General features: G+C 71.4%; 23 protein-coding genes. 12 read left to right on the top strand and 11 right to left on the bottom strand.

Features of this window, described 5'->3' with window-relative positions:
* Window positions 1–82 precede the first annotated feature (82 nt).
* The gene (locus OG948_RS30630) at window positions 83–1,615 is read right to left on the bottom strand and encodes an FGGY family carbohydrate kinase (protein ID WP_406299548.1); all 1,533 of its coding nucleotides are present in this window, start codon (window positions 1,613–1,615) and stop codon (window positions 83–85) included.
* Between the two features lie 68 nt (window positions 1,616–1,683).
* The gene (locus OG948_RS30625; RefSeq protein ID WP_406299547.1) at window positions 1,684–3,165 is read right to left on the bottom strand and encodes an MFS transporter; all 1,482 of its coding nucleotides are present in this window, start codon (window positions 3,163–3,165) and stop codon (window positions 1,684–1,686) included.
* 318 nt (window positions 3,166–3,483) lie between these two features.
* Between OG948_RS30625 and OG948_RS30620 the strand changes: the two genes are divergently transcribed.
* The 3 genes from OG948_RS30620 to OG948_RS30610 all read left to right on the top strand — a co-directional run bounded on the left by OG948_RS30620 (window position 3,484) and on the right by OG948_RS30610 (window position 5,081).
* Window positions 3,484–3,759, top strand: coding sequence for a hypothetical protein (locus tag OG948_RS30620; protein ID WP_406299546.1), 276 nt, complete (start codon window positions 3,484–3,486; stop codon window positions 3,757–3,759).
* Window positions 3,756–3,998 (top strand): hypothetical protein, encoded by a 243-nt coding sequence (locus OG948_RS30615; RefSeq protein WP_406299545.1) that lies wholly within the window; start codon window positions 3,756–3,758, stop codon window positions 3,996–3,998. Before OG948_RS30620 ends, OG948_RS30615 begins: the two co-directional genes overlap by 4 nt.
* Window positions 3,999–4,088: 90 nt before the next feature.
* Window positions 4,089–5,081 carry an aldo/keto reductase gene (locus tag OG948_RS30610; RefSeq protein ID WP_406299544.1) on the top strand — a complete coding sequence of 331 codons (993 nt, stop codon included), beginning with the start codon at window positions 4,089–4,091 and terminating at the stop codon, window positions 5,079–5,081.
* A gap of 64 nt (window positions 5,082–5,145) precedes the next feature.
* Here the strand turns inward: OG948_RS30610 and OG948_RS30605 are convergent, their stop codons facing one another.
* From OG948_RS30605 to OG948_RS30585, 5 genes are all read right to left on the bottom strand, one after another.
* A complete protein-coding gene (locus OG948_RS30605) occupies window positions 5,146–5,811 on the bottom strand; it encodes an HAD family hydrolase (RefSeq protein WP_406299543.1) in 666 nt (221 codons plus the stop codon).
* A 199-nt stretch (window positions 5,812–6,010) separates the two neighbouring features.
* Window positions 6,011–7,096: a WD40/YVTN/BNR-like repeat-containing protein gene (locus OG948_RS30600; RefSeq protein WP_406299542.1), complete on the bottom strand. Its 1,086-nt coding sequence runs from the start codon at window positions 7,094–7,096 to the stop codon at window positions 6,011–6,013.
* Window positions 7,097–7,220: 124 nt separating this feature from the next.
* The gene (locus tag OG948_RS30595; protein ID WP_395865809.1) at window positions 7,221–7,583 is read right to left on the bottom strand and encodes a DUF2203 domain-containing protein; all 363 of its coding nucleotides are present in this window, start codon (window positions 7,581–7,583) and stop codon (window positions 7,221–7,223) included.
* A 134-nt stretch (window positions 7,584–7,717) separates the two neighbouring features.
* Window positions 7,718–7,909 (bottom strand): hypothetical protein, encoded by a 192-nt coding sequence (locus OG948_RS30590; RefSeq protein ID WP_406299541.1) that lies wholly within the window; start codon window positions 7,907–7,909, stop codon window positions 7,718–7,720.
* Window positions 7,910–7,989: 80 nt separating this feature from the next.
* Complete coding sequence (locus tag OG948_RS30585) at window positions 7,990–9,192, bottom strand: helix-turn-helix domain-containing protein (RefSeq protein WP_406299540.1); 1,203 nt, start codon at window positions 9,190–9,192, stop codon at window positions 7,990–7,992.
* Between the two features lie 209 nt (window positions 9,193–9,401).
* Here OG948_RS30585 and OG948_RS30580 point away from each other — a divergent pair, with 209 nt between their 5' ends.
* The 4 genes from OG948_RS30580 to OG948_RS30565 are packed head-to-tail and all read left to right on the top strand — an operon-like array spanning window position 9,402 to window position 13,438.
* Window positions 9,402–11,978, top strand: a complete 2,577-nt coding sequence (locus OG948_RS30580) for a nitrate- and nitrite sensing domain-containing protein (protein WP_406299539.1) — start codon at window positions 9,402–9,404, stop codon at window positions 11,976–11,978.
* Entirely contained in the window at window positions 11,975–12,430 is a 456-nt protein-coding gene (locus tag OG948_RS30575; RefSeq protein ID WP_406299538.1) for a roadblock/LC7 domain-containing protein, read from the top strand. The genes OG948_RS30580 and OG948_RS30575 overlap by 4 nt, the downstream gene beginning before the upstream one ends.
* Window positions 12,427–12,861 (top strand): DUF742 domain-containing protein, encoded by a 435-nt coding sequence (locus OG948_RS30570; protein ID WP_406299537.1) that lies wholly within the window; start codon window positions 12,427–12,429, stop codon window positions 12,859–12,861. The genes OG948_RS30575 and OG948_RS30570 overlap by 4 nt, the downstream gene beginning before the upstream one ends.
* The gene (locus OG948_RS30565; RefSeq protein ID WP_406299536.1) at window positions 12,842–13,438 is read left to right on the top strand and encodes a GTP-binding protein; all 597 of its coding nucleotides are present in this window, start codon (window positions 12,842–12,844) and stop codon (window positions 13,436–13,438) included. Before OG948_RS30570 ends, OG948_RS30565 begins: the two co-directional genes overlap by 20 nt.
* Before the next feature lie 168 nt (window positions 13,439–13,606).
* On the opposite strand, the gene OG948_RS30560 is transcribed toward OG948_RS30565, so the two are convergent.
* The gene (locus OG948_RS30560; RefSeq protein ID WP_406299535.1) at window positions 13,607–15,943 is read right to left on the bottom strand and encodes a germacradienol/geosmin synthase; all 2,337 of its coding nucleotides are present in this window, start codon (window positions 15,941–15,943) and stop codon (window positions 13,607–13,609) included.
* A gap of 104 nt (window positions 15,944–16,047) precedes the next feature.
* On the bottom strand, window positions 16,048–16,947 hold the full coding sequence (locus OG948_RS30555) for a LysR family transcriptional regulator (RefSeq protein WP_406299534.1): 900 nt from the start codon (window positions 16,945–16,947) through the stop codon (window positions 16,048–16,050).
* A gap of 108 nt (window positions 16,948–17,055) precedes the next feature.
* Here OG948_RS30555 and OG948_RS30550 point away from each other — a divergent pair, with 108 nt between their 5' ends.
* The 4 genes from OG948_RS30550 to OG948_RS30535 all read left to right on the top strand — a co-directional run bounded on the left by OG948_RS30550 (window position 17,056) and on the right by OG948_RS30535 (window position 20,794).
* Entirely contained in the window at window positions 17,056–17,481 is a 426-nt protein-coding gene (locus OG948_RS30550; RefSeq protein WP_406299533.1) for a RidA family protein, read from the top strand.
* Window positions 17,478–18,356, top strand: a complete 879-nt coding sequence (locus OG948_RS30545; protein WP_406299532.1) for an NAD(P)-dependent oxidoreductase — start codon at window positions 17,478–17,480, stop codon at window positions 18,354–18,356. The genes OG948_RS30550 and OG948_RS30545 overlap by 4 nt, the downstream gene beginning before the upstream one ends.
* Window positions 18,357–18,683: 327 nt before the next feature.
* Entirely contained in the window at window positions 18,684–19,046 is a 363-nt protein-coding gene (locus tag OG948_RS30540) for a hypothetical protein (RefSeq protein ID WP_406299531.1), read from the top strand.
* On the top strand, window positions 19,043–20,794 hold the full coding sequence (locus OG948_RS30535; RefSeq protein WP_406299530.1) for a caspase family protein: 1,752 nt from the start codon (window positions 19,043–19,045) through the stop codon (window positions 20,792–20,794). Before OG948_RS30540 ends, OG948_RS30535 begins: the two co-directional genes overlap by 4 nt.
* Window positions 20,795–20,873: 79 nt before the next feature.
* Here OG948_RS30535 and OG948_RS30530 read toward each other — a convergent pair whose 3' ends face one another.
* Together OG948_RS30530 and OG948_RS30525 are read right to left on the bottom strand one after the other, a co-directional pair.
* Window positions 20,874–22,277 carry a VWA domain-containing protein gene (locus OG948_RS30530; RefSeq protein ID WP_406299529.1) on the bottom strand — a complete coding sequence of 468 codons (1,404 nt, stop codon included), beginning with the start codon at window positions 22,275–22,277 and terminating at the stop codon, window positions 20,874–20,876.
* Between the two features lie 375 nt (window positions 22,278–22,652).
* Window positions 22,653–23,075, bottom strand: a complete 423-nt coding sequence (locus OG948_RS30525; protein WP_406299528.1) for a YjbQ family protein — start codon at window positions 23,073–23,075, stop codon at window positions 22,653–22,655.
* 152 nt (window positions 23,076–23,227) lie between these two features.
* Between OG948_RS30525 and OG948_RS30520 the strand changes: the two genes are divergently transcribed.
* Complete coding sequence (locus OG948_RS30520) at window positions 23,228–23,596, top strand: winged helix-turn-helix transcriptional regulator (protein WP_406299527.1); 369 nt, start codon at window positions 23,228–23,230, stop codon at window positions 23,594–23,596.
* Window positions 23,597–23,718 lie beyond the last annotated feature (122 nt).

Below are 23,718 nucleotides of genomic sequence, written 5' to 3'. Positions count from 1 at the left end.
TGGCCTCGGGCGGGTGGCCTCGGGCCGAACCGCGCTGCGGGTGGTCGCACGGCCGGCCGGGTGGGTGGCGCGGGCCCGCGCCTCAGTCGAGGTGCGGCGCGAGCACGGTCCGCCACGCGGCCCGTTGCTCCTCGCGTTGCTCGGGGGTGGTGGTGGGTTCGAAGATTCGGCCGCGCGGCTGCGCCTCGACCACCTCTTCGAGCGAGGACCACAGGCCCTCGCGGACGCCGGCCAGATAGGCGGTGCCGCGCAGGCTCGCGGTCGCCGAGTCCGCGGCGCGCTCCAGCGGCAGGCCGACGAGGTCCGCCTGGATCCGCATCAGCGTGTCGCTGCCGGCCACGCCGCCGCCCACGCGCAGTCGCCCGAACGGCGCGCGCATGGTCTCGGCGACGCCGTCGATCAGATCGCACACCGAATGCGCGATCCCGTCCAGGACGGCGCGGGCCACGTCGGACCGGGTGGTGGCCAGGGTCAGGCCGCTGAGCGCGGCCCGCGCCTCGGGCCGCCACGCCGGGGTGCGGATGCCGGCGAGCGCGGGCACGAACCACTCGCGCCGACTCGATCCACCCTGTTCCCGTGCCTGGGCGGCGAGTTCGCCGATCTCCGCGGGCGAGGCGAAGAAGCCGAGGTCGTCGCACAACCAGCGCAGCGCGGACCCGGTGGTCGAGCAGTACGCCTCCAGGCTGAAGTGCGTCTTCTCGCCCTGACGCCACCCGGGTTGGGCCAGCACTCCGGTCACGCCGGGGATCGGCAGCGCGGGGGTGTCCCCGGTGGCCGCGTCCACGAACGTGCCGGTGCCGTACACGCACATGCCCTGCCCGGCCGCCAGTCCGCCGAGCGCGATCAGCGCGGCGTGCTGGTCACCCATGACGGCGGCCAACGGCAGCTCGACGCCCAGGAGTTCGGGGTCGGTGCGACCGTAGCCGTGGTCGTCGTCGGCGAATAGGTCGGGCAACAGGTCGAGCGGGTAGCCCAGTTGCTCGATCCACTCGCGGTCCCAGGCATGTTCGCGGAGCAGGTAGGCGCCGGCCGAACCGGCGTTGCTCGCCGAGACGGCGTGCACCGCGCCGGCGGTGAACTTCCAGGCCAGCCAGGTGTCCACGGTGCCGAACAACAGCGTCCCGGCCGCGTACGCGGCGGCCACGTCGGGAACTTCGGCGATCTGCCGGGCGGCCCACAGGAACGGCGCCCTGCTGCCCACCGGCCGGCCGAGCCGTGCGGTCAGCGGCTCGTCCCATTCGGCCTCGTAGGCGAGCAGGTCCCGGGCGTAGCGCCGGTCCTGCCACACACAGGCCGGCACCAGCGGCCGGCCGGTGCGCGAATCCCACAACATCGCGGTGGCCCGCTGAGTGGACAGGGCGAGTGCGACGATCTCGACATCGTTCGCCCGCCCCCAGGCCAACGCCTCGCGGCAGGCGGTCAAAGTGGCGGTCCAGATCTCCACCGGGTCCTGTTCGACCGAGTGTTCGTCGGGATGCCGCACCGCGATCTGCCGGTACGCCACGTGGCCCACCGTCCCGGAGTCCAGCACGACTCCGGCCCGGGTCCCCGTGGTGCCCTCGTCCACGGACAGGATGCCGAGGCGCCGTCCGGGAGCGTGCAACGTCTTCGTCATCACAGCCCTTTCGGTCCGAAATATCCGATTGCGATCTCCGCGTGCGAGTCTTTCGCGGGAGGTCTCCGTCAGCGGGTGACCAACGCGGGATTCGCGGGATTCGCGGGGTCCGCCGGATGCCCGGGCTGCCCGGTCAGGGTCGGCACGTCCGGGTCCTCGTCGGGCGAGATCGCCCGGGTCGGGTCCCACTTGATCGCCACGCACGTGAGCAGGCCCAGCAGCGGCACGATCGCCAGGACCAGGAACGTCTTGTCCAGCCCGATGCCGTCCTTGATCTGCGGGAACAGGTACAGCCCCGCCACGCTGCCGAAGCTGCCGATCATCCCGGTGACGCCGGTGCCCAGCGTGCGCACCTCACTGCGGTAGGACAGCGCGGCGATCGACTTGCCGTTGGCGCCGGGGCCGGCCGAGTGACAGAAGATGAACATCGCCGGGAGGATGAACGCGATCCAGGTCGGCACCCGGTCGAAGGTCAGGCCCATCCCGACCAGCATCACGAACACGCCGCCGAAGCCGATCGCCGAGCTGACCCGCAGGCCGAGCTTGCGGGCGAACCACGCGGACAGGATGCCGCCGACGATGCCGAAGGCGTTGAACACCATCGAGCCGATCGTGGCCTTCTCGAAGCTGTTGCCGAAGATCGCCAGGCTGATCACCGGCAGGTACCAGCCGACCGCGAAGTACTGCATGGACTGGCCGAGCGAGATGGCCGAGGAGAGCAGCGTGCGCGGCAGGTACTTGCCGCGGAACAGGATCCCGGCCTGCTTCATGCCCACGTTCGGCGGCACCTCGTCCGCGTCCGCGTCGTCGTGCACGGCTCCCGCGGCGGCCGGCTTCGCGGCGACGGCCTCGATCCCGTAGATCCGGCGCAGGTTGCGCACCGCGTCCTCCAGGCGACCCTTGGTGGCCAGCCAGGTGGGGCTCTCCACGAGGAAGGCCCACTGGAGGAGGAACAGGGACAGCGCGATCACCCCGGCCGAGCCGACCGACCAGCGCCAGATGTCCGCGCCGACGTCGAACTTGAAGCAGATCAGGGTGAGCAGCAGGTTGCCGGTGGTGGCGATGTACCAGATGCCCTGCCACAGGTTGAGCCGGCCGCGCAGCGACTTGGGCGTGTACTCGGCGAGCAGCGCCATCGCCACCGCGAAGTCGACCCCGTAGGCGACGCCGACCAGGACCCGGCCGATCCACACCACGGTGAAGTCGTCGGCGCTGGCCGCGATCACCGCGCCGGCCAGCGCGAACAGCTTGGCCATCAGCAGTGGGGGCACCCGCCCGATCCGGGTGGCCAACCACCCGCCGATCGGATTGAACAAGATGGCGAGAGCCGGCGCGGTGGCGGTGAGGATGGAGACCTGAGTGCTGCTCAGCTCCATCTGCTTCGTCATCGGGGCGAGCCCGGCGCCGAGCGCGGCGTTGGAGTACGCGTCGAGGAAGAGGCCCCCGAACACGAGGAACCAGATGACCTTGGCCCGACCGGAGATTCTTCCCAGTCGGTCGATGAGCGCGACGACGTCCTTGACGCCTCTGACGCTCTGCTGCTGTGCCATAAACCCGTCCTCGGAAAAAAGGACCAGTCGGCGACACGCGAGTGCTAACGCGTAGGAGGGCACAGCGAAGCCACCGACAGGTGGTCTTCGTCTGTTCCTGCCAAAGAATGATGTGGACCTTATGAGCGAGATTTGGGGGTGTCAAGGGTCCGTAAGCGAACGAACCCGATCCCTGACCCGTCGAGCGCTCCTGATGCCGTACGGCACAAACCCGATCGCATGTGCCGCCCGGTGTGCGCCGGGCGCATCGCCAGGCGGGTACGCCGCCGGTGTGCGCCGGCTGTCGGTCACGGGCGGCCACGTGCCACGCTGGTACGCATGAGTGACCGACCCGTCATCCGCGCCCACCACAACGGCCGCGTGGTCGAGCTGCCCGGCACCCTCGCGGACATCCGCGCCGCCCTCCCCGAGAGCGAGCGTGCCGCGTTCGACCACGACATCGACCACGCCGCCATCGACAACCTTCCGGCCGTCGCCTCCGCCTGGGCCAAGACCCCCGAGATGCGCGCCCACGACGACGCCATCGCGACCCGGGTGGCGACCGGCGACCACAGCGGCCTCTACAACCCCGACGGCACACCGGTCGAGATGTGAGCAAATACCGAGTCCAGTACACGGACAACGCGCTCGCCGGGTACAACGCCCTGTCCTCCTCGACGCGTCGGGAATTCGACCGCGCGGTCGACTCCATGTCGTACTCGCCTCGTACGTACGGTGACGCGATCCGCGGCAACCCCGACCGGCGCACCGCGGTACTGGCCGGGGTGATCACCGAGTACGAGGTCAGCTCCGGCGTCCTGGTCGTCACCATGCTTCACGTGCGTGGCCTGTGAGCGGGCACCCGCCCGACGCGCACCGTGCCCACGGATGTCGGCGTGAAAATCGCGCACCGAACGGGGCTCGGGCAGGCGAAGATGGTCGGCATGATCCACTCTGCTGCTGATGACCGTTACGAATCGATGCGTTATCGCCGGGCCGGGCGTAGTGGGGTCGAGTTGCCCGCGGTGTCGCTCGGGTTGTGGCACAACTTCGGGGACACCCAGCCCATGGAGGTGCAGCGCGCGGTACTGCGCCGGGCCTTCGACCTCGGCGTGACGCACTTCGACCTGGCGAACAACTACGGGCCGCCGTACGGATCGGCCGAGGCGAACTTCGGGGTGCACTACCGGGCCGACTTCCGGCCCTATCGCGACGAGATGTTCATCGCCTCCAAGGCCGGCTGGGACATGTGGCCGGGGCCGTACGGCGACGGTGGGTCGCGCAAGTACCTGCTGGCGAGTCTGGACCAGTCGCTCGCCCGGATGAGCCTCGACTATGTCGACGTCTTCTACTCGCACCGCTACGACCCCAAGACCCCGCTCGAGGAGACGATGGGCGCGCTGGACACGGCCGTTCGGTCCGGGCGCGCGCTGTACGCCGGCATCTCCAACTACGGCCCACAGGAGCACCGCCAAGCGGTGGACATCCTGCGCGACCTCGGCACGCCCGTGCTGCTCAACCAGTCGGCGTACTCGATCCTGGACCGCGAGCCGGAGCGCGGCGTGCTGGACGCGGTCGGCGAGACCGGTACCGCGCTGATCGCCTATTCACCGCTGGCCCAGGGCCTGTTGACCGATCGCTACCTCGACGGTGTGCCCGAGGATTCGCGGATGGCGGTGGGCCACTTCCTCAAGAAGGACGCGCTCACCGAGGAGCGGCTGACCCTGCTCCGCGCGCTGAACACGCTTGCCCAGGGCCGGGGTCAGACCCTCGCCCAGCTCGCGCTGACCTGGATCCTGCGCGACGAGCGGGTCGTGTCGGTGATCGTCGGGGCAAGCAGCGTACGGCAGTTGGAGCAGAACCTGTCCGCCGTCGGGCAACCGGACCTGACCGCCGCCGAGATCGCCGAGATCGACCGGCTCTGCGCCGAACTCTGACCCGAGTCGGGCGCCAGCGCGATCGGGAAGGCCGCGCTCGGAAGGCCGCGACCGGGAAGCGGCCCTACGCCCGCGCCACCAGGGACGCGTGCAGGTCCCCGGCCTCGATCGAGGCCAGGGACGCGACCACTCGGCGACCCGGTGCGGGCGTGATCGGAGTGGTCGAGGACACCGCGAGGACGGCGCACCCGGCGGCTTCCGCCGAGGTGACGCCGACCATGGTGTCCTCGACCGCGACGCACGCGCTCGGCTCGACCCCGAGCGCGGTCGCCGCGGCCAGATAAGGGGCGGGGTCGGGCTTGGTCAGCGCCACGTCCTCGGCCGCGACGGTCACCGCGAACCGGGCCGACCCCAACGCGTCCCGCACCAGGTCCACGACCCGGCGCGGCGACGCCGACACGATCGCCAGCGGCACCTCGGCGGCGGCCAGGGCGTCGAGCAGCGCGACGACTCCCGGCAGCGGCTCGATGCGATCCGCGACCCTGGTCGTGAACGCCGCGTCCAGCGCGTCCGTCAGCTCGTGCACACACGGTGCCTCGGCCACCACCGTGTGCAGGTACGTCGCGGTGTGCCCGATCGCGTGCCCGACCACGTCCGCCGCGTCCGTCTCCCCCAGCGCGTAGCCGACCCGCCCGGCCACGTCCGCGACCGCGTCCCACCACAACTGCTCGGTGTCGACGAGGGTCCCGTCCATGTCGAACAACACGGCGGCAGGCAGATCGACAGACACGCTGACTCGTTTCGATGGCGTGAGGCGAGGACGTCACGACCCTCTCAGCCCGACGTGAGCACAGTGCCACCACCGGGTTGCGGTCGCGTGAACGTGTGTGGACCCCGCCGCCACGGACCGCCGCCCGTCGCCGGCGGCCCGTCCCGAGCCCGTGGCGCCGGGCGTGCGAGCCCCCGTGGTCCGCCCGTGCCCTCCCGCCTCAGATCACCGCCGCCCGCAGGGACAGGACGTCGGGGAGGTGTTGGCCGATGCGTTCCCAGCGGTCGCCGCCGTGCCGGCCCCGGTAGATCTCGCCGCTGCGGGAGCCGAAGTACAGGCTCGCGTCCTCGGCGTCGTCGGTGCACATCGCGTCGCGCATCACGGCCGTCCAGAAGTCGTCCGGGAGGCCGTCGGCCAGGGCCGTCCAGGACTTGCCCGCGTCGTCGCTGCGGTAGACGCGGCACAGGCCGTCGACCGGGAAGCGCATCGCGTCGGCGGTGAGCGGGACCACGTAGACGGTGTCCGGGTGGTGCGGGTGGACCACGATGGTGAAGCCGAAGTCGGCGGGCAGGCCGTCGGCGATCGACTCCCACGTGGCTCCCGCGTCGTCGCTGCGGTAGACGCCGTGGTGGTTTTGCAGGAACAGCCGGTCGGGGCGGTCCGGGTGCCGGGCCACCTTGTGTACACACTGCCCGTACTCGGGGTACTCGTCGGGCAGGAACGTCACATGGATGCCGGTGTTGGACGGGTTCCAACTCGCGCCGCCGTCCTCGGTGACGTACACCCCGCCGGTGGACATCGCGACGGTGATCCGGCGCGGGTCGGTGGGGTGCGGCAACACCGTGTGGATCGCCTGGCCGCCGAAGCCGGCCTCCCAGTGCGGCCGGTGCGGGTGGTCCCACAGCGCGCGGACGAGTGCGAAGGAACGCCCGCCGTCCTCGGAGCGGAACAGCGCGGACGGCTCGACGCCGGCGTAGAGCACGTCGGGTTCGGAGCGGGCGCCCGGCACCAGTTGCCAGATCCGCTCGACCGAGGCGCCCGCGTCCGCCGGGAAGCCGACCCGACCCAGGTCCGGTTCGCGCCAGGTCGCGCCGAGGTCGTCGCTGGTGACCACGACCGGGCCGAAGTGCTCGTGGACGACGCCCGCCATCACCCGGGGCGCGTCCCCTCGGGTGTCGATCGCGACCGAGTAGACGCCGGTCATCGGGTGGTGCGGCCCGGTGTACGCCCAGGACCCGTCGTCGCGCGAGCGACCGATCCACAGGCCCTTGCGGGTGCCGATGGCGAGCAGGACGGACTTCGTCATGGGTGACCTCCAGGCAGCGTTCCGTTCCACGGGAAACGCTACGCGGCCGAGGTGACATTCACCCGATTCGACGCGATCCGGCGGGATCCGGCGGGATCCGGCGGGATCCGAATGAATGTCGGCCCTACGGCAACGGACGCCGCCCCGCGAAACCCAGGTCGGCGCGGTGGTACCAGCCGAGCCGACGATCGCCCTCCAGCCAGCACAGCAACACCGGTACGCCGTCCAGGTCGGCCGGGAAGTCCACGAGGAGCGGCGCGAAGCCCTTGAGCTCCGCGCCGGTCTGCTGGATCTGTGTCATCAGTTCGTCGAGCCGGGCCTGCATGCCCTTGAGCTCGGGCAGTCCGCCCAATTCGGACCGGGCCCCGCCGCGCTCCAGCGCCGCGGTCAGCTCCGCCGCGTCCGCCCGTACGGTGATCAACTCGTCGAGCACCGGCATCAGCCGGGCCAACTCCGCGTGTGCCTCGTCGACCGTGAACAGACCCATGAGCACAGCCTCCCACGTCGGGCGAACGTGCCACCGCCCGGCCGCACTACGCAGCACCCGACGCACCCCTGGCACCATCGCACCGGCCCGCACGTCGACCGGCCGAGGGGTCACCCGAAGTACCCGGCGTTCCCCTACACCTCGGGAAAGGTCCCGTGATTGGTGTGCACTCCGAGGACGCCACCGGAGGATTCGGCCCGACCGGTCAGGTCCCGCTCGATGTCCAGACCGTCGTGACTCATGGTGGGCCCGCGCCTGCCGGCCGCGACCGCGATCAGGGCCACGACCACGAACAACCCGACGACGAAGAAGAGAATCGTGATCACGGCGGCTCCCTGGGAATGTGCGGCGTGCATGACCCGACGGTGCTGCCGGGTCCCACATGACCCGACGGTGTCACCGGGTTCTACATGATCCATGCCCGTTCCGGGCCCCACGACCCATATCCCGCGCATCGGGCGGCCAGCGCCCGCAGCCGGGACTCGTCGCCGTCGGCCGGCGAGTCCAGCCGCAGGATCTCCTGGACGAAGCGGCGATTCGGCGGCCGACAGCGGATCTCCTGGGCCGCGGCGGCCTCCGCCTCCAGGAGCGCGCCGACCGCCTCACCGCGCCGGCCTAGCGCGGCGAGCGCGCGGGCGAGGTCGATCAGGTGCCGGGCCTGACGACCGCGCGGCAGGACGGCCAGCGCGTCCGGGGTGAACCGACCGGCAACGGCCCGCGCGTACTCGCCCAGCAGTACGTGTGCGGTCACCCGGTACAGCGGCACCTGGATCGCGCCGGGATCGGCCCGCTCGGCCCCCTCCAGCAGATCGCGGGTGGCCGGGCGATCGCCGAGTCGGGCCGTGGCCAGTGCCGCGCCCAACCGCAGGGTACGCAGCGCCGCTCGGCCCGCCCGGCCGCGCAGGTCCAGTGCCGAAGCCAGGTCCGTCTCCGCCCCGAGCGCGAACTCGACGGCGGCGCCCGCGCCTTCGTGCCAGGCCATGGCACCGGTCAGTCGATGGGCCGCACGCGCCAGGACCACCGCGTCGCCGCTGTGCCCGGCCGAGGTGATCGCCCGATCGGCCGCCCGCCAGGCCAGGTCGGCGTCGCCGAACACCTGGGCGGCTGCGGAGGCCAGGCCGAGCGCGGCGGACCGGACGGCGGCCCGCGCGCACGCGTCGGGCCCGACCGCCCCGGCGATCGGCACCGTCGCCGCCAGGACCGGCGGCACCACCCGATCCAGGCACCCGTAGTCCGCGGCCGTGTACGCGGTCCACCCGTAGCTCAACTCTCGGCGCGGCATCGCGAGATCGATCCGCCGGACGGGCTCCGGGCCGGCGGCCGGCGCGATGTCCGCCCGGCGCAGCGCGGCCCGCACCGCGCCCAGTGGATCGTGGACGTGCTGTTCCGGGTTCGGTTCCTCGGGCAGCAGTCGGTCGATCCCGATGTGCAGCACCCGCGCGGCCCTGGTGAGCACCGACAGCCGCGGATCCGCCTGCCGGTGGCCCGCCTCGACGTCCTCGACCCAACGCACGGATCGGCCCATCAGACGCGCGAATTCGGCCTGGGTCAGGCCTCGACGTACCCGCCAGTACGCGATCCGCCGGCCGATGCCGGTCACGGTGTGCATGCCGGGCCGCTCCTTGGGGTATCGCCGAGTGTGCGCCCGACCACGTGTCGCCTCGGCGCGGCGCGTGATCGTCTTTGTGCGCGGTATGTGCCGCACGGGCGGGAAGTTCCCCACGCGGACTGCGTGGATTCTGTCGGGTGCCCCGCCGGTACCTTCGGCCGGGTCGCGGCAACCGCATTTCGGGCCGGGTTGCCCTTGCGGGAGAGTCGATGAGAAAACTGATGCGCGTCCCCGGGACCGGCCGGACCCGAGCGGGTCGCTCGCGGTCGCGTCGTACGCCGTCGATCCGGACCCTGCTGGTCATGCTGACCGTGGTGCCCTCGGTCGCGATGGTCGCCCTGTGGGGCATCGCCACCTACCGACTGGCCGACCACGCGAGCGGCCTGGACCACCAGGTCTCGGTGGCCGAACGGGCCGGTACGCCCGCCTACAACACGATGGTCGGCCTGCAACTCGAACGGCGGCTGACCGCGGCGTGGATGGCCAAGCCGTCGCCGGCGACGACCGAGGCGCTGCGCGCGCAGCGGGCCAAGACCGACGAGGCGGTACGGACGTTCGTCGCGTTCGCGAACAGCGACAGCGCGGAAACGCCGGGCAATGTGATGTACCGGGCCGGTCGAGTGGCCCCGGAGTTGGCCGAACTCCCCGACGTCCGACGTCAGGTGGACGCGACCGGCGCGACCGGCCGGGATCGCTGGTTGGGCTACTACACGAAGCAGGTGGCCAACCAGATCTCCATCGTGCAGGCGTTGGCCGAGACGTCGGATGTCGGTGTCACCTTCGAGGGCCAGTTCCTGGTGATCCAGTTCCGCGCCGGCGAGGCGATGGCGCAGGAGGACATGACGGTCTCGTTCGCGCAGCCCGGCGGCAGGTTGACCCAGCCGGACTTCGCCGGTTTCGTACAGAACGTGGGGGTACGGCGGCATACCCTCGAGGACGAGATCGAGCCGTTCCTGCCCGACCGGCTGCGTCCGCTGTATATGGCGCTCACCGAGAGCCCGGCCTGGCGCGAACTGGCCGCGATGGAGAACGCGATCATCGCCGCGGTGGACGCCCCCAGGGACCAGCGCGGCACCGCGTCCGGCATCGCGCTGCCCGCCGAGCTGACGAAGTGGCGCGAGACGTTCGATCAACTCGCGCTGCCGAACTCGGCCTTCGACTTCGCCCGGGTGGACCTGGTGTTCGAGGCGGGCGACGAGGCCACCGAGGACACCTGGAACCAGGTGTACCTGCTCAGCGCGATCGGCCTCGGCTTCGTGCTGATCGGCGCCCTGTTGTGTTGGCGGGTGACCCGCGCGGTGCGCCGGCGGTTGTCCCGGCTGCGCGACGCGACGGTCGAACTGGGCTCGCATCGGTTGCCGGTGGTCATCGAGCGGTTGCAGCGCGGCGAGCGGGTCGACCTCGCGGTCGAGGCGCCGGACGTGCCGGCGAGCGGGGACGAGATCGGCCAGGTGGCCTCGGCGTTCAACGCCGCGCAGCGGGCCGCGTTGGACGGCGCGGTGCAACTGGCCCGACAGCGCGAGGGCTTCGCCAAGGTGTTCGTCAACACCGCGCTGCGCACCCAGTCCCTGGTGAACCGTCAGATCGGTGAGCTGGACGCGATGGAGCGCCGCCACCAGGATCCGGAACTGCTGCGCGAGTTGTTCACGATCGACCATCTGGCCACCCGCCTGCGCCGGTACGAAGAGAACCTCGTGGTGCTCACCGGCAACCGGCCGGGCCGACGCTGGAGTCGCCCGGTGCGGATCGTCGACGTGGTGCGCGGCGCGGTGGGCGAGGTGGAGGACTATCACCGGGTCGAGGTCTACTCCGACCGCGATCTGCAACTGTCCGGTCCGGCCGTGGGCGGGGTGATCCACCTGCTGGCCGAACTCGTCGAGAACGCCGCGATGTTCTCGCCGCCGGACACGCCCGTGCACGTGCGGGCGGTGTCGGTCGCCAAGGGTCTGGCGATCGAGATCGAGGACCGCGGGCTGGGCATGTCCGCGGACGAGTACGCGGCGGCCAACCGGCAGTTGGCGGTGCCGGTCAGCTTCGACGTGATCGCCCTCGCCGAGGACGTGCGGATGGGCCTGTTCGTGGTCGCGCAACTCGCCGACCGGCTCGGGGTCGACGTGACGCTGCGGCCCTCGCCGTACGGCGGCACGCTGGCGATCGTGTTCCTGCCCGAGGAATTGATCTCCCGGGAGTCGGGTACGCCCGGCGATCAGCCGGGAGCTGCCGGACCGTTCGAGCACGCGCTCGCGGCGACGCCGGACTCCGAGCCCACGGGCGAGCCGGCGGCCGAGGCAGAATCGGACGAGTCGTCCGAATCGGTGCACGAGCCCGAGGACGAGGACGTCTCCCGGACGCGCCCGCCCGCTCGGCAGCACCCCGATCCGGTCGTCCGCTCACTGGAGCGTGTACCGGCGGCTCCCGCGGCCGAGGCCGAGCCGACTCCCGCATCTGCGACGGCCGGCCCGGCCGCCGAGGAGACCACCGCCGACGGCCGCCGCGCGCTGCCGCGCCGGGTTCGGCAGCGCAATCTGCCGATGCCGTTGCGTGGCGAATCGGGCATCGCGAGCGAGCCGGACCCGCGAACCGGGTCGAAGCCCTCCTCACCTCGCGAAGCTGCGGCTACCTTGTCCTCGTTCCGATTCGCGAGCCAACGAGCGCGCGAGGCGTCCGAACCGAACGCGGCCGGCGACGAGTCCGCGATCGAGACCGAACCCGGAACCGGGACCGAGCCCGCACCGGGCCCGCACCCCGTCGCCGGAAGCACCACGCACCCTGGGGAACCGTCATGACGAACACGCACGATCTCGCCGGCGGCACGGCCACCACCGCAACCGACAGTCGCCTGGACTGGTTGTTGACCGATCTGGTCAAGCGCGTGCATCAGACCCGGCACGCGATCGTGCTGTCCGAGGACGGACTGCTGATGAGCCGGTCCGAGAGCATCCCGCGCGACGACGCCGAGCAGTTGGCCGCCGCCGCAGCCGGACTGCAGAGCCTGGCACGCAGCATCGGCCGGGGTTTCGCGGGCGGTTCGGTGCGCCAGACGCTGGTCGAGATGGACGACGCGTTCCTCTTCCTCACGGCCGCGGGGAAGGGCGCGCATCTGGCCGTACTGTCCGAACAGAGCGCGGATGTAGGGGTGGTGGCGTTCGAGATGAACATGTTGGTGAAGAAGGTCGGCGAGTACCTCGGCACCCGGCCACGCGCCGAGGCCCACGATCCGGCGGGTGGCCGGGCGTGACGTCCCGCTGGGAGCAGCCCTGGGACGAGGACGCCGGTCCGCTGGTGCGCCCGTACACGCTCACCCGCGGCCGGACCAAGGCCGTGCGCGACGCGGACCTGACTCTGATCACGCTGGTCACCACGGTCGCGCCGGACGAGCCGGCAGGCCGGGCCGCGTCCGCCGAGGAGCAGTCCTCGGGCGGGCGTCGCAAGGTTCGCGACGGTCGCGGCCGGCAGCCCGAGCATCAGCACATCCTGGAACTGTGCCGGGAGCCGCAGGCGGTCGCCGAGGTGGCCGCGCTGATCGACCTCCCGGTGAGCATCACCAAGGTGCTCGTCGACGACCTGCTGCGCGACGGCCTGGTGACCGTACGCGCCCCGCTGGCCCTGGCCCGCACTCCCGATCCCGCTTTGTTGAAGAAGGTACGTGATGGTCTCCTTCGGCTCTGACCGGCTGCCCGAGGACGCGGCTGCGGTCAAGATCCTGATCGCGGGCGGGTTCGGGGTCGGCAAGACCACCCTGGTCGGCACGGTCAGCGAGGTGCCGCCGCTGCACACCGAGGAGGTGATGACCGAGGTCGGTGTGGGCGTGGACGATCTCGCGGGCGTCGAGGCCAAGTCGCGCACCACGGTCGCGCTCGACTTCGGTCGCATCACGCTGTCCGAGGACCTGGTCCTGTACCTGTTCGGCGCGCCCGGCCAGGAGCGGTTCTGGTCGCTCTGGGACGACCTGGCGATCGGCACGCTGGGCGCGATCGTGCTGGTCGACACCCGGCGTCTGGACGCCGGCTTCGGCAGCATCGACTTCTTCGAGCGTCGCGGCATCCCGTTCGTGGTCGCGATCAACCGCTTCGACGCGGCCGTGGAGTACACGGTCGCGGAGGTCCGCGACGCGCTCGACCTCGGTCCGGACGTCCCGATCCTGCCGTGCGACGTGCGGGTGCGGTCCTCGGGCCGGGACGTGTTGTTGGCGCTGGTCGACCATCTGCTGGGCTCGTCACTCGCGCTGGTCGCGCCACACGCCTAGCCGTACGCCCGGCCGCGCGCTTCGCGTCGTGCCTCGTCGCGTCGCGTCGTCGCATCGCGCGAACGGCCCGGCCGGGGTCGGAAACCTCCGTGTGCCGGACGGGCCGAAGGCGGCCCGTCCGGCAGGCGAGTGCGGGCGTCCCGCGGACCGCCCGCACTCGCGTGCCCGTCACCGCACCGCGACGCCCGCCCGCAGGCCGGCCACGCGGGCGGCCGAGGTGCCCAGCCCACGCGGCCCGTACCGCACCCGGGGAAGCGTCGACGCCTCGGCCGGCACGCGGACCGCCGCCGAGCCCACCGGACCTGCCGGACCTGCGCGGCCCGCCGAACCTGCCGGGCCCCGGGCCACCTGCCACGGAAACGGCACCAGCGGCTCGGGATCCGCGTAGCGCCGGCAGTCCTGATGCCATTTCAGGATCGCCGCGTTCCAGTCGCCGAGCGCCACCGCGTACCCGTCCAGTGCCTCCCGGGCCGCCGGGGCCAGGTCCAGGTCCTCGTACATCGCCGGGAGTTCCACGGCCACGACCCGTTCGAACTCACGCATCCGGGAGGTCATCAGGTCGTTCACGATCACCAGCGCCTGGTCGAAGTCGCAGCCGAAGAAGTCGCGCACCACCAGGAGCAGGTTGTGCAACTCCCCCTCGACCTCGATCTCCTTGCGGTAGGAGAACACGTCGTTGATCATCCAGCCGAAGTCGGCCGCCGAGTTCTCCATCGCCTGCACCGCGCGCGAGCTGTACGCCTGGTCCGGCACCACCTCGCCGTGCGAGAGCCGGGACAGGCTCTTGGTCAGATCGGAGCCGAACGTGCGGCGGCGCATCTCGATGTAGTCGACCGGATCCGGGATCCGGTTCAGCGCCATGTTGGCCAGCTCCCACAGCCAACTGTCCATCATTTCCTCGATGGTGCGCCGGAACCTGAGCCGTGACGCGGGCGGCATCGGCCCGGCGGTGCGCGCCCACAGGTCGGCCAGCGCGCGTTCGAGCGCGTCCGTCGGCACCGGCGCCGCCTCGCCGTCCACCGGCATCAGCGTCTTGAGCCGCTCGGTGTAGGCCTTCGCGCCGACCTGGTCGAGCGAGCGGCCGAACACGATCGGGTAGTAGTCGTCCCCGTAGGTGCCCCACGTCAACCACCCCGAGGCCACGTCGAGTTGCTCGAGCGACACGTCCGGCGCGATGCCCGCCGCGCACAGCGGCAGGTCGAATCCGCGCAGGGCCCGCTCGTCCCAGATGCCCTCCCCCGTGATGCCCATCCGCGCGGCCCACTCGACCACGTTCTCCCGGGAGGTGTCCAGGTGCCGGTTCAGTCGCGGCGCGAACGGCAGGTAGAAGTCCGGGATGTCGTACGGCTCGACCGGCTGGAAGGGCACATGCGTGAATCCGCGCAGCCCGCTGTTCAGTCCGGCGACCAGTCCCGGCAGGATCCGCGCGGCCGAGGTGCCCATCCCCTGCGGTCCGGCCAACACCCCGGTCACCGTGGGTGTTCCGAGACCACCGGCCGAATCCCCGGTCGCCCCGGCGCCGTTCATGTATCGGCTGGAGCGCATGTGCCACTCGTGCCCGCCCGACTGCCAGTCCTGGAGGCCCTTGACGTAGGCCATCACGTCGATGCAGGACTGCGGGTCCAGGCCGTGTTCGACGAACAGCGGCGGGAGTTCGGTGAAGGTGGTGTGCTCGAACTGGTGCAGCCGCGAGGTGAGCAGTTCGTTGACGGCGTCGGCGGCCTCCTGCGTGGTGCAGCCGAGGAACTTCTCGAAGACCAGGATGGCGTTGGCGTTCTCGCCCTCGTTCTCCACCTCGCGTTGGTACGAGAACAGGTCGTTGCGCAGGTGCACACCGTCGGCGAAGGTGTCCTTGAGCACCCGCATCGGGCGCGAGGCGGCGATCACCGCGGGCACCTCGGCGCCCGCCGCGTACTCCACCAGGTTGGCCGACCACGGCGCGCCGCCGACCTTGCGCCGCATCTCGATGTACTCGACGGGGTTGGCGACCCGGCCCTCGTTGATGTTCGCCAGTTCCCACAGCGACTCCTCCAGGAGCGCCTGGGTGCTCTCGGCGAACCGCTCCCGCCAGTCCTGCGACATGCTCGGCACGGTGCGCGCCCACAGGTCGGCCAGCCCCTCCTCGACCTGATTGGTCGGGGCCGGGATCGGGGTGGTGGGATCGACCGGCATGAACGCGCGCAGGCGTTCGAGGTACGCCTTGGCGCCGGCCGTGTCGTGGGTGCGTTTGAAGATGTCCAGGAAGTGGTCGTCGAAAAAGAAGACCCACACGTACCAGTCGGTGACCAGGTCGAGTTGCGGTCCCGTGCAGTCGGGATGGGTGTACGCGCACAGCAACGCGTAGTCGTGCGAGTCGAAGTCGTGCTCGTCCCAGATGTCCGAGCCCTCGATCATCCGCATCCGTCGGGCCCAGGCCTTGGAATGCTCACGCGCGCCCGCCAGGTGCGGGTTGAGCCGCGCCGGGTACGGCACGTAGAACTGCGGGAGTTCGAAGGGTTGTGGCATGCGGTGCGCCCCTTTCGCCACGGCACACGCTAGGTCGCCCGAACGCCCCGGAACGGGCGACGAATCGGTTCTCGCTCGATCTGGTGAAACCTGCCCCGACAGGCTTAACGATCTTGGTTGGCAGCCACGCGGACGAGCGCGGCGACGAAGCGGTCCACCGCGTCCGCGCTCGCCGGGTCGGGACGCTGCGGGCGGGCCGCGTACACGCTGCGTCGGGGCGGATCGGCGAGCCGGTGCAGGGTCAACTCGGGGTGGATCGCCCGAGTCAGCAGCCCGGGCGCGAGCATCACCCCGAACCCGGCCACCACGAACGCCTGTTTGCCCAGCCACCCACCGCACTCGATGTCGATCCGCGGCGTGAACCCGGCCCGGGCGCACGCCCCGGTGAGCACCGCCGCGGCACCCTCGTAGTCCTCCACCCAGGTCTCGTCCGCGAGTTCGGCCAGGTCGATCACCTCACGCCCGGCCAGGCGGTGGCCGGCGGGCAGTACGGCGCGCAGTTCGTCGTCGAGCACGTGGGTGAGCCGGAGCCCCGCGTGCGCGGGCAGGCCCGGCGGATAGTCGGTGACCACGGCCACGTCGAACTCGCCGTCCAGCAGCCGCGGGATCAGTCCGGGGGAGAAGTCCTCGGCGAAGGTGACCCGTACGCCCGGCAGTTCGGCCGTGAACGCGGTAAGCGCGTCGGGCAGCAGGGACACCGCGGCGGTGGGCACCGCGCCCACCCGGACCCGGGTGCCGACCCGGTCCCGGGTGGCCCGCACCTCCTCCTCGGCCCGCTCGACCCGGGCCAGGATCGCCGCCGCGTGCTCGCGCAGCACATCGCCCGCGGGCGTACTGCGCACCCCGCGGGCGTGCCGCTCCAACAGCACGGTGCCCAGGCGCGCCTCCAGGCCCGCCACCTGACGGGACAGCGCGGACTGGGTGTACCCGAGCGTGTGCGCGGCGGCGCTGATCGAGCCGTGGCGGCACACTTCCAGAAACGAACGCAGGGCGAGCAGGTCCATGCGCGGTGACTCTACTGCCGCGACGTCCCCGAGTCATGCGTGGCACGCATGACTGTCCTGCGAAAGATGCGCTGGCGGGATGGATGGCGCACGGGTGAGGATGAGCGCATGACGACTGCGGATCGACTCACCCACATTCCGGCGCCCGAGGGCGTGCGGCCGGGCAACGGCTACACCAACGTGGTCACCGGCACCGGCCGGCTGATCGCGGTCTCCGGGCAGGTCGCCTTCGACGAGGACGGCAATCTCGTCGGCAAGGACGACCCGGGCGCGCAGGCCCGGCAGGTGTTCGAGAACCTGCGCCGCTGCCTGGCGGCGGCGGGCGCGACCTTCGACGACGTGATCAAGCTGACCTACTTCGTCACCGACATCGGGCATCTGCCGGCGGTTCGCGCGGCCCGCGACGAGTTCATCGACATGGCCCGTCCGCCGGCCAGTTCGGCGGTCCAGGTCGGCGCGCTGTTCCTGCCGGAGCTGCTCCTGGAGGTCGAGGCGTTCGCGCTGGTCCCGGACACGGACGAGGCCGCCGCATGAGGATCGCCGCGTGTGGTCTGGGACGGATGGGCGCGGCGGGCGCACAGGCGCTGGTGGCGGCCGGACACGAGGTGACGGTGTGGAACCGCACGCCGCGCACGGTACCGGGCGCGGAGACCGCCGCGAGCGCGGCCGAAGCGGTGCGGGGCGCGGCCGCCGTCGTGTTGTTCGTCTTCGACGGGCCGGCCGCCGAGGCGGTGCTGCTCGGTCCGGCCGGCATCGTCACCGGTGCCGCGCCCGGCACGCTGGTGATCAACGCGACGACGCTGGCCCCGAACGAGTCGCGTCGGCTCGCGGTGGCGGCTCGCGGGGCCGGATTGCGGTACGTGGAGGCGCCCGTCCTGGGCTCGGTGCCGGCGGTCCGCGCGGGCACCTTGATCGTGCTGACCGGCGGCGGGCCCGAGGACGTCGCGGCGGCCGAGCCGGTGTTGCACGCGTGGTCCCACTCGGGCGAGCGGCGGCACGCCGGACCGGTCGGCGCCGCGACCGCCCTCAAACTGGTCGCCAACCTCGGCCTGGGCATCGCGGCGGCCGGACTGCACGACGCGATCCGACTCGGCGCCGACCTGGGCCTGTCCCGCACGGACGTGCTGGACGTGCTCACGCACAGCGCGATCGGCGGCCTGGTCGCCCGCAAACGCGACCGCCTGGATCAAGCGGCCTACACGAACGCCGACTTCACCCTCGCCGCACTGGCCAAGGACCTCCTCCTGGCCACCGAGGCAACCACCACACCCCTCCCGGTAGCCCGCGCAGCAGCAGAACTCACCACCACGGCAACCCTCACCACCGACCCAACCACCGACATCGCGTCCCTGGGCCGCACCCAACCCACCCAACTCCCAATCCCACCCACCAGCCCGACCGGCCCTTGAGGCCACTCAGCCCGGCCGGCGCTTGAGGCCACCCCAGCCAAGCCAACGCTCAAGGTCAGCCGAACTCAACTCAGCCCGGCCGGCGCTTGAGGCCACCCGAGCCGAACCAACGCCCAAGGTCAGCCGAACTCAACTCAGCCCGGCCGGCGCTTGAGGCCACTCAGCCCCGCCGGCGCTTGAGGCGAACCAGCCCCGCCGCCGCATGAGGCCACCCCACGGCAACGAACTCCTCCCCCCGTCGCCCGCAAGGCCACATGGCATCATGGCCCCGCATCAGGTCGGCCCGCCGCCCGCGGGCCCCCGACGGTCCCCGAAGGGTGGCGGCACGTGCTCGTCCAGGTACGCGTAGTCGGCGACGAAGGTGCGGAAGTCGCCGCATTACAGCGGTGGTTGGCGATGGATCCCGACGTCCGCGGCGGCACCGTGACCAGTTACGCCGAGGACGACACGACGGGCGCCATGGGCACCACCCTCGACGTCGTCAACATCGTGCTGAGCAACGGCATCGCGCTCGGCGGCCTGATGACGGCGATCGCCGGCTGGCGCCGCTCGCGCGCGCCGATGGCGGGCCCGGGCGGTCCCGACATCGTGATCCGGCGCGGCGAGGTCGAAGTGGTGCTGACCGGCGCCACCGAGGCGGACATCGGCCGGGCCGTACGCGCGTTGGAGGAGCCCGGGGATCCTGCGTGACGGTGCCGGTGGCGGAACTGGCCGATCCGGCGGCCTCGCGCGCGGTATTGATCGGGACGCACGCGTACGCGCATCTGGAGCACTTGCCCGCGGTGCTTCGCAATCTCCAAGAGCTGAGCCGACTGTTGTGCGACCCGCGACACTGGGGCCTGCCCGCGGGCCATTGCACGGTGGTCGACCAACCGGCTTCGGCGAGCGAGGTCCTGGACGCGCTCTCCCACGCGGCGGCCGAGGCCCGGGACACGCTGCTCGTCTACTTCGCCGGGCACGGCCTGGTGGACCATCTCGACGACTCGTTCCACCTGGCGTTGCCGAACACCCGCCCGGATCGCATGTACACCGCGTTGCGCTTCGACGACGTGCGCCGGGTGTTGCGTGATCCGAGCACCCGCGCGCCGCGCAAGGTGCTGATCATGGACTGCTGTTGGAGCGGTCGGGCGATGGTCGGCGCGATGAGCGGGCAGGATCGGGCCGGGCAGGTGGCCGTGGCCGGCACCAGCGTGCTCACCGCGACCGCCGAGACCCGCCGGGCGGCGGCCCCACCGGACGAGGAATTCACCGCGTTCACCGGTGAGTTGATCAACATCGTCAACGAGGGCGTCGAGGACGCGGCCGAGTTGATCGACATGGAGTCGCTGTATCTCGCGCTGCACCGCCGACTGGCCGCCCGAGGACGCGAACTCCCCCAACAGAGCAACCGCAACACCGCCGCGCGGATCTGCGTGTTGCGCAACGCGGCATGGCCGATGCCGTCGGCGCAGGTCACCGGCCCGACGACCACCGGATCACAGCGGGCGGACGTCGACGAACTCGCGACCGGGTTCTCCCACGTCGCCCGGGTCCTCGCACGTCGTTACGGCCCCTTGGGCAAGAACGCTGCGAACGACGACTGGCTGCGTGGGTCGGCGGGGCGAGCCGCCGAGTCGATCCTGGCCCGGCTGGACACTCGACTGCACCCGGGCGCCCGGATGGCCATCCGGTTGCTGGAGCGCGTCGCCGAGGACGCCCACGATGGGACCGTCACCGCGATACTCCTGGCCGACGCCATGGCGACGCGCTGTCGCGAGTTGATCGCACACGACACGGTCGACCCGCTCACCCTGATCCGGGACCTGGTGCGGCAGACGGACGTGGCGCGCGCGTGGTTGCGTTCCTCGGCGGTGCCGATCGAGGACCGGCAGATCCAGGGCCTGGTGACCGCCGCCACCGGGCGCCGGGCCGCGAGCGCCGTCGCCGAGGCCATCGATCGGGTCGGCCGCGGGGGCACGGTGACCGTGACGACCGGTCCGGGCCGGTCCTGGCAGGTGGTCTCGGAGGGAAGCACGGCACAGATCCGGGTCGGCGCGGCGAACGAGGAGGCCGCGTCGCGACAGATCGAACTGCTGCGCAAGAGTGTCGCGATCGTGCACTCCGCGTTCGAACACGGCATCGTGCCCGGGGCCGGGGCCGGCTATCTGCGGATGGGCAACCACCTTGCGGAGGAGGGGAGCCCGGCCCATTCGGTGCTGTCCCGGACCTCGACCGCACCGGCCCTGCACCTGGCCAGGTTCGTGTCGGGCGCCCCGAGCCTGCCCGAACTCACCGAACACGCGCTGCTCGGACTCTCGTACGACATCCTGCACGAGACCTACACGTCGAGCGATCCCGAAGGGCAACTGTTCGACCCCGTACACGTCATGGACGCGGCCCTGGCACAGGCCACGCGCGCCGTGATCAGCCTGCTGCTCCCACTCCCCTCCGGGAGCTGACCCGGCAGCGGAAACGCCCGACGGTCGACCCCATGGCCGACCGTCGGGCGTGACCCCGCGAGTGCGCCTGCACCGGCGCCTACACCAACGCGTCCACCGGGTCGGCCGTCAGGACGCCCGCCGCGACCGCCTCGTTCAGCCATTCCGGGAACTCCAGCAGGAGTTGGTCGTACAGCTCGGCGTCCGCGAGCAGCCTCGGGTCCTGTCCGGCGTGGAAGAAGCCCGCGTTGTCCACCACGCGCTGCTCCGGCACCGAGAGTTCGTCCAGCTTGCGGAGGAAATCGAAGCCCTTGGCCTCGGGGTCGCCGAAGCCGATGAACTGCCAGAAGATCGGCAGTCCGGCCGCATCGCACAGCGCCTTCGCCGCCGCGGGACGGCTGGTCGGCGCACCGTCGGTCTGGAAGATCACCAGCGCCGGGTCGGTGCTGCCGGACGCGCGGTAGTGCTCGACCACCTTGGCGATCGCCCAGTGGTAGTTGGTCCGGCCCATGTGCCCGTAGGAGCCGTGCAGTTCCTCGATCCGTCCCACGTGGTTGGTGGGATCGAGGTCGGCGACGCCGTCGATGTCGGTGGAGAAGAACACCAACGGCACAACGGCCTCGCCGAGCTGCGCGGACAGCGCGAGCGTCTGGTCGGCGAGGTGCTGCACGGTGCCGTCCTTGTAGTAGGAGCGCATCGAGCCCGAGCGGTCCAGAACGAGGTACACCGCGACATTGCGGCCGGTGAGACCGCACTTGCCCACGGCCGCCGCGGCGGCCTCCGCACGACCGCCGAGGCCGGGAGCGGCCTCCTCGGCGCGGGCGGGCGGCACCACGGCGATGGTGGTCGGTACCGCCGCGGCCTCGGCGACCACGAACGGCTCGGCCGCGACCTCGACATCGGCCGGGTCCTCGGCCGACGCCGGCACGGCCGCCTCGATCTCGACCTCGGCCTCGACGGCCGGCGTGACGACGGGCTCCTGCTCGGTCTCCTTCTCGATCTCGGCTTCCGGCTTGCTCGGTTCGGTCTCGACGGGCGTCGCGATCGACTGCGCCGGCACGGCGATCGACGCCTGCGCGGACCCGGATGTGTCGAACTCCGCCCGGGACTCCGGAATGACCACCGGTTCCGAGACGACCACCGGTTCCGCAATGACCACCGGTTCCGAGACCACCACCGATTCCGCGATGACCACCGGTTCCGGGATGGCCTCCGGCTCCGGAACGGCCACCGGTTCCGAGACGGCCTCCGGCTCCGGCGACACCGCGGAGTCGCGGACGGCCGGCGGTTCGGGGACGATCGCCGGCTCCGGTCTCACGGCCGGCTCGGGGCGCGCCTTCGGCGCCGATTCCGCGACCGGCTCCGGCACGTCGACCGGGGACTCGGTCGGCGTGTCGTGGAGGTCGGTCGGCGCCGCGGTCACGTCCGTCGTCTCGGGTGTCTCCGCCGCCTCGCGGGACGCCCGCGAACGAAAGACGTTGCGCAGCAGACTCCTCAAACCCATCGGCGAATCCTTACCTGTGTGAGGGACGCCGTCCCGATGCTCAGGACGGTTACGTAAGGCTAGTCATGGGCTCGGCCGACCTGTGGGCGACCCGCGCGTACGACACCCGACGGCCCCCCGAACAGCCGAAGGAACGTCGGCCCGCGCAACCGCCGTCGCCCCTTCCCACCGCCGTGAGCAGCACGAACGCGGGTCCATCGCAGCACACGCGGCCGACACGTCGTCACCGGACAAGCGCGGCGGCCCCGAACCGGCACGCCGAACCGACTACTTTGCGCCCCAACGGAGCGTGGCCGAACAGCACGTGGCGCACACGCGCGGCACGGGCCGCGTGGTTTCCGCCAGTTGCTCTCTCGGCAAGCCGCCCACGCCGGCTCAGCCCATGAAGGTCAGCCGCACCGTTCGGTCCGGGTTGTCCCGGTTGGTGTCGACCATCGTGACCGACTGCCACGTCCCCAACGCGAGTTCGCCGCCGATCACCGGCAGTGTCGCGTGCGGCGGAATCAGCGCGGGCAACACGTGATCGCGCCCGTGCCCGGGGCTGCCGTGCCGATGCCGCCACCGATCGTCGGCCGGCAACAGGTCCGCCAACAACGCGAGCAGGTCGTCGTCACTGCCCGCCCCGGTCTCCAACACCGCCACCCCGGCCGTCGCGTGCGGCACGAACACGTTCAACAACCCGTCCCGCCCACCGGCCACCTCCCGCAAAAATCCCGCACACACCGCGCTCAGGTCGTACACCCGCTCCCGCCGCCCGGTACTGACCTCGAAAACCCGCGACACGGTCACCTCGCTCATCCCGCCATGCTCGCCCAAGCGCCGTCCGGTTCCGTGTTCTCGACACGGGCGATCGGGGATTGCTTTGCTTTCGGCCGAATGCGTACCGACAATATGGAGGGGTACCTACCTGTCGGTAAGGATCGATGAGGCCCGGTCGGGAGGAGACGCGCATGGCTCGGCGCTACCAGTGCGGGCTCGATGCCGCGATGGATGTCATCGGCGGCAAGTGGAAGGCGTTGATCCTGTGGGCGCTGCATGTCGAGGAGCGGCGGTTCGGTGAGCTGCGCCGGGCGGTCCCCGGGATCAGCGAGAAGATGCTGATCCAGCAACTGCGCGAGATGGAGGCCCGCGGCATCGTGCATCGCGAGGTGTTTCGCGAGGTCCCGCCGAAGGTGGTGTATTCCCTGACCCCACTGGGCCGGTCGCTCAACGAGGCGCTGTTGCCGCTGGGTGTGTGGGGAGAGGTCAACGTCGAGCAGATCGCGGCGACCGCGCCCGAGACGACCGGAACCCGGGACCCCGCCCGGCCCGCCGCGTAGGCCGTTTCCGGGCGAAGTTTCCCGAATTGGCGAATGCCCGGGAATAGCGCGGAGTGGTCTGCTATACCGCGCGGACGCACTCTGGGTGAGGCGTTGTTGACTTTTCGTAGCACTCGCCGTAA

The organism is Embleya sp. NBC_00888 (assembly GCF_045207655.1).
In the GTDB taxonomy this organism is placed as follows: domain Bacteria; phylum Actinomycetota; class Actinomycetes; order Streptomycetales; family Streptomycetaceae; genus Embleya.
The sequence above is the reverse complement of the archived record's forward strand: the minus strand, read 5'-3'. Positions and strand labels throughout refer to the sequence as shown.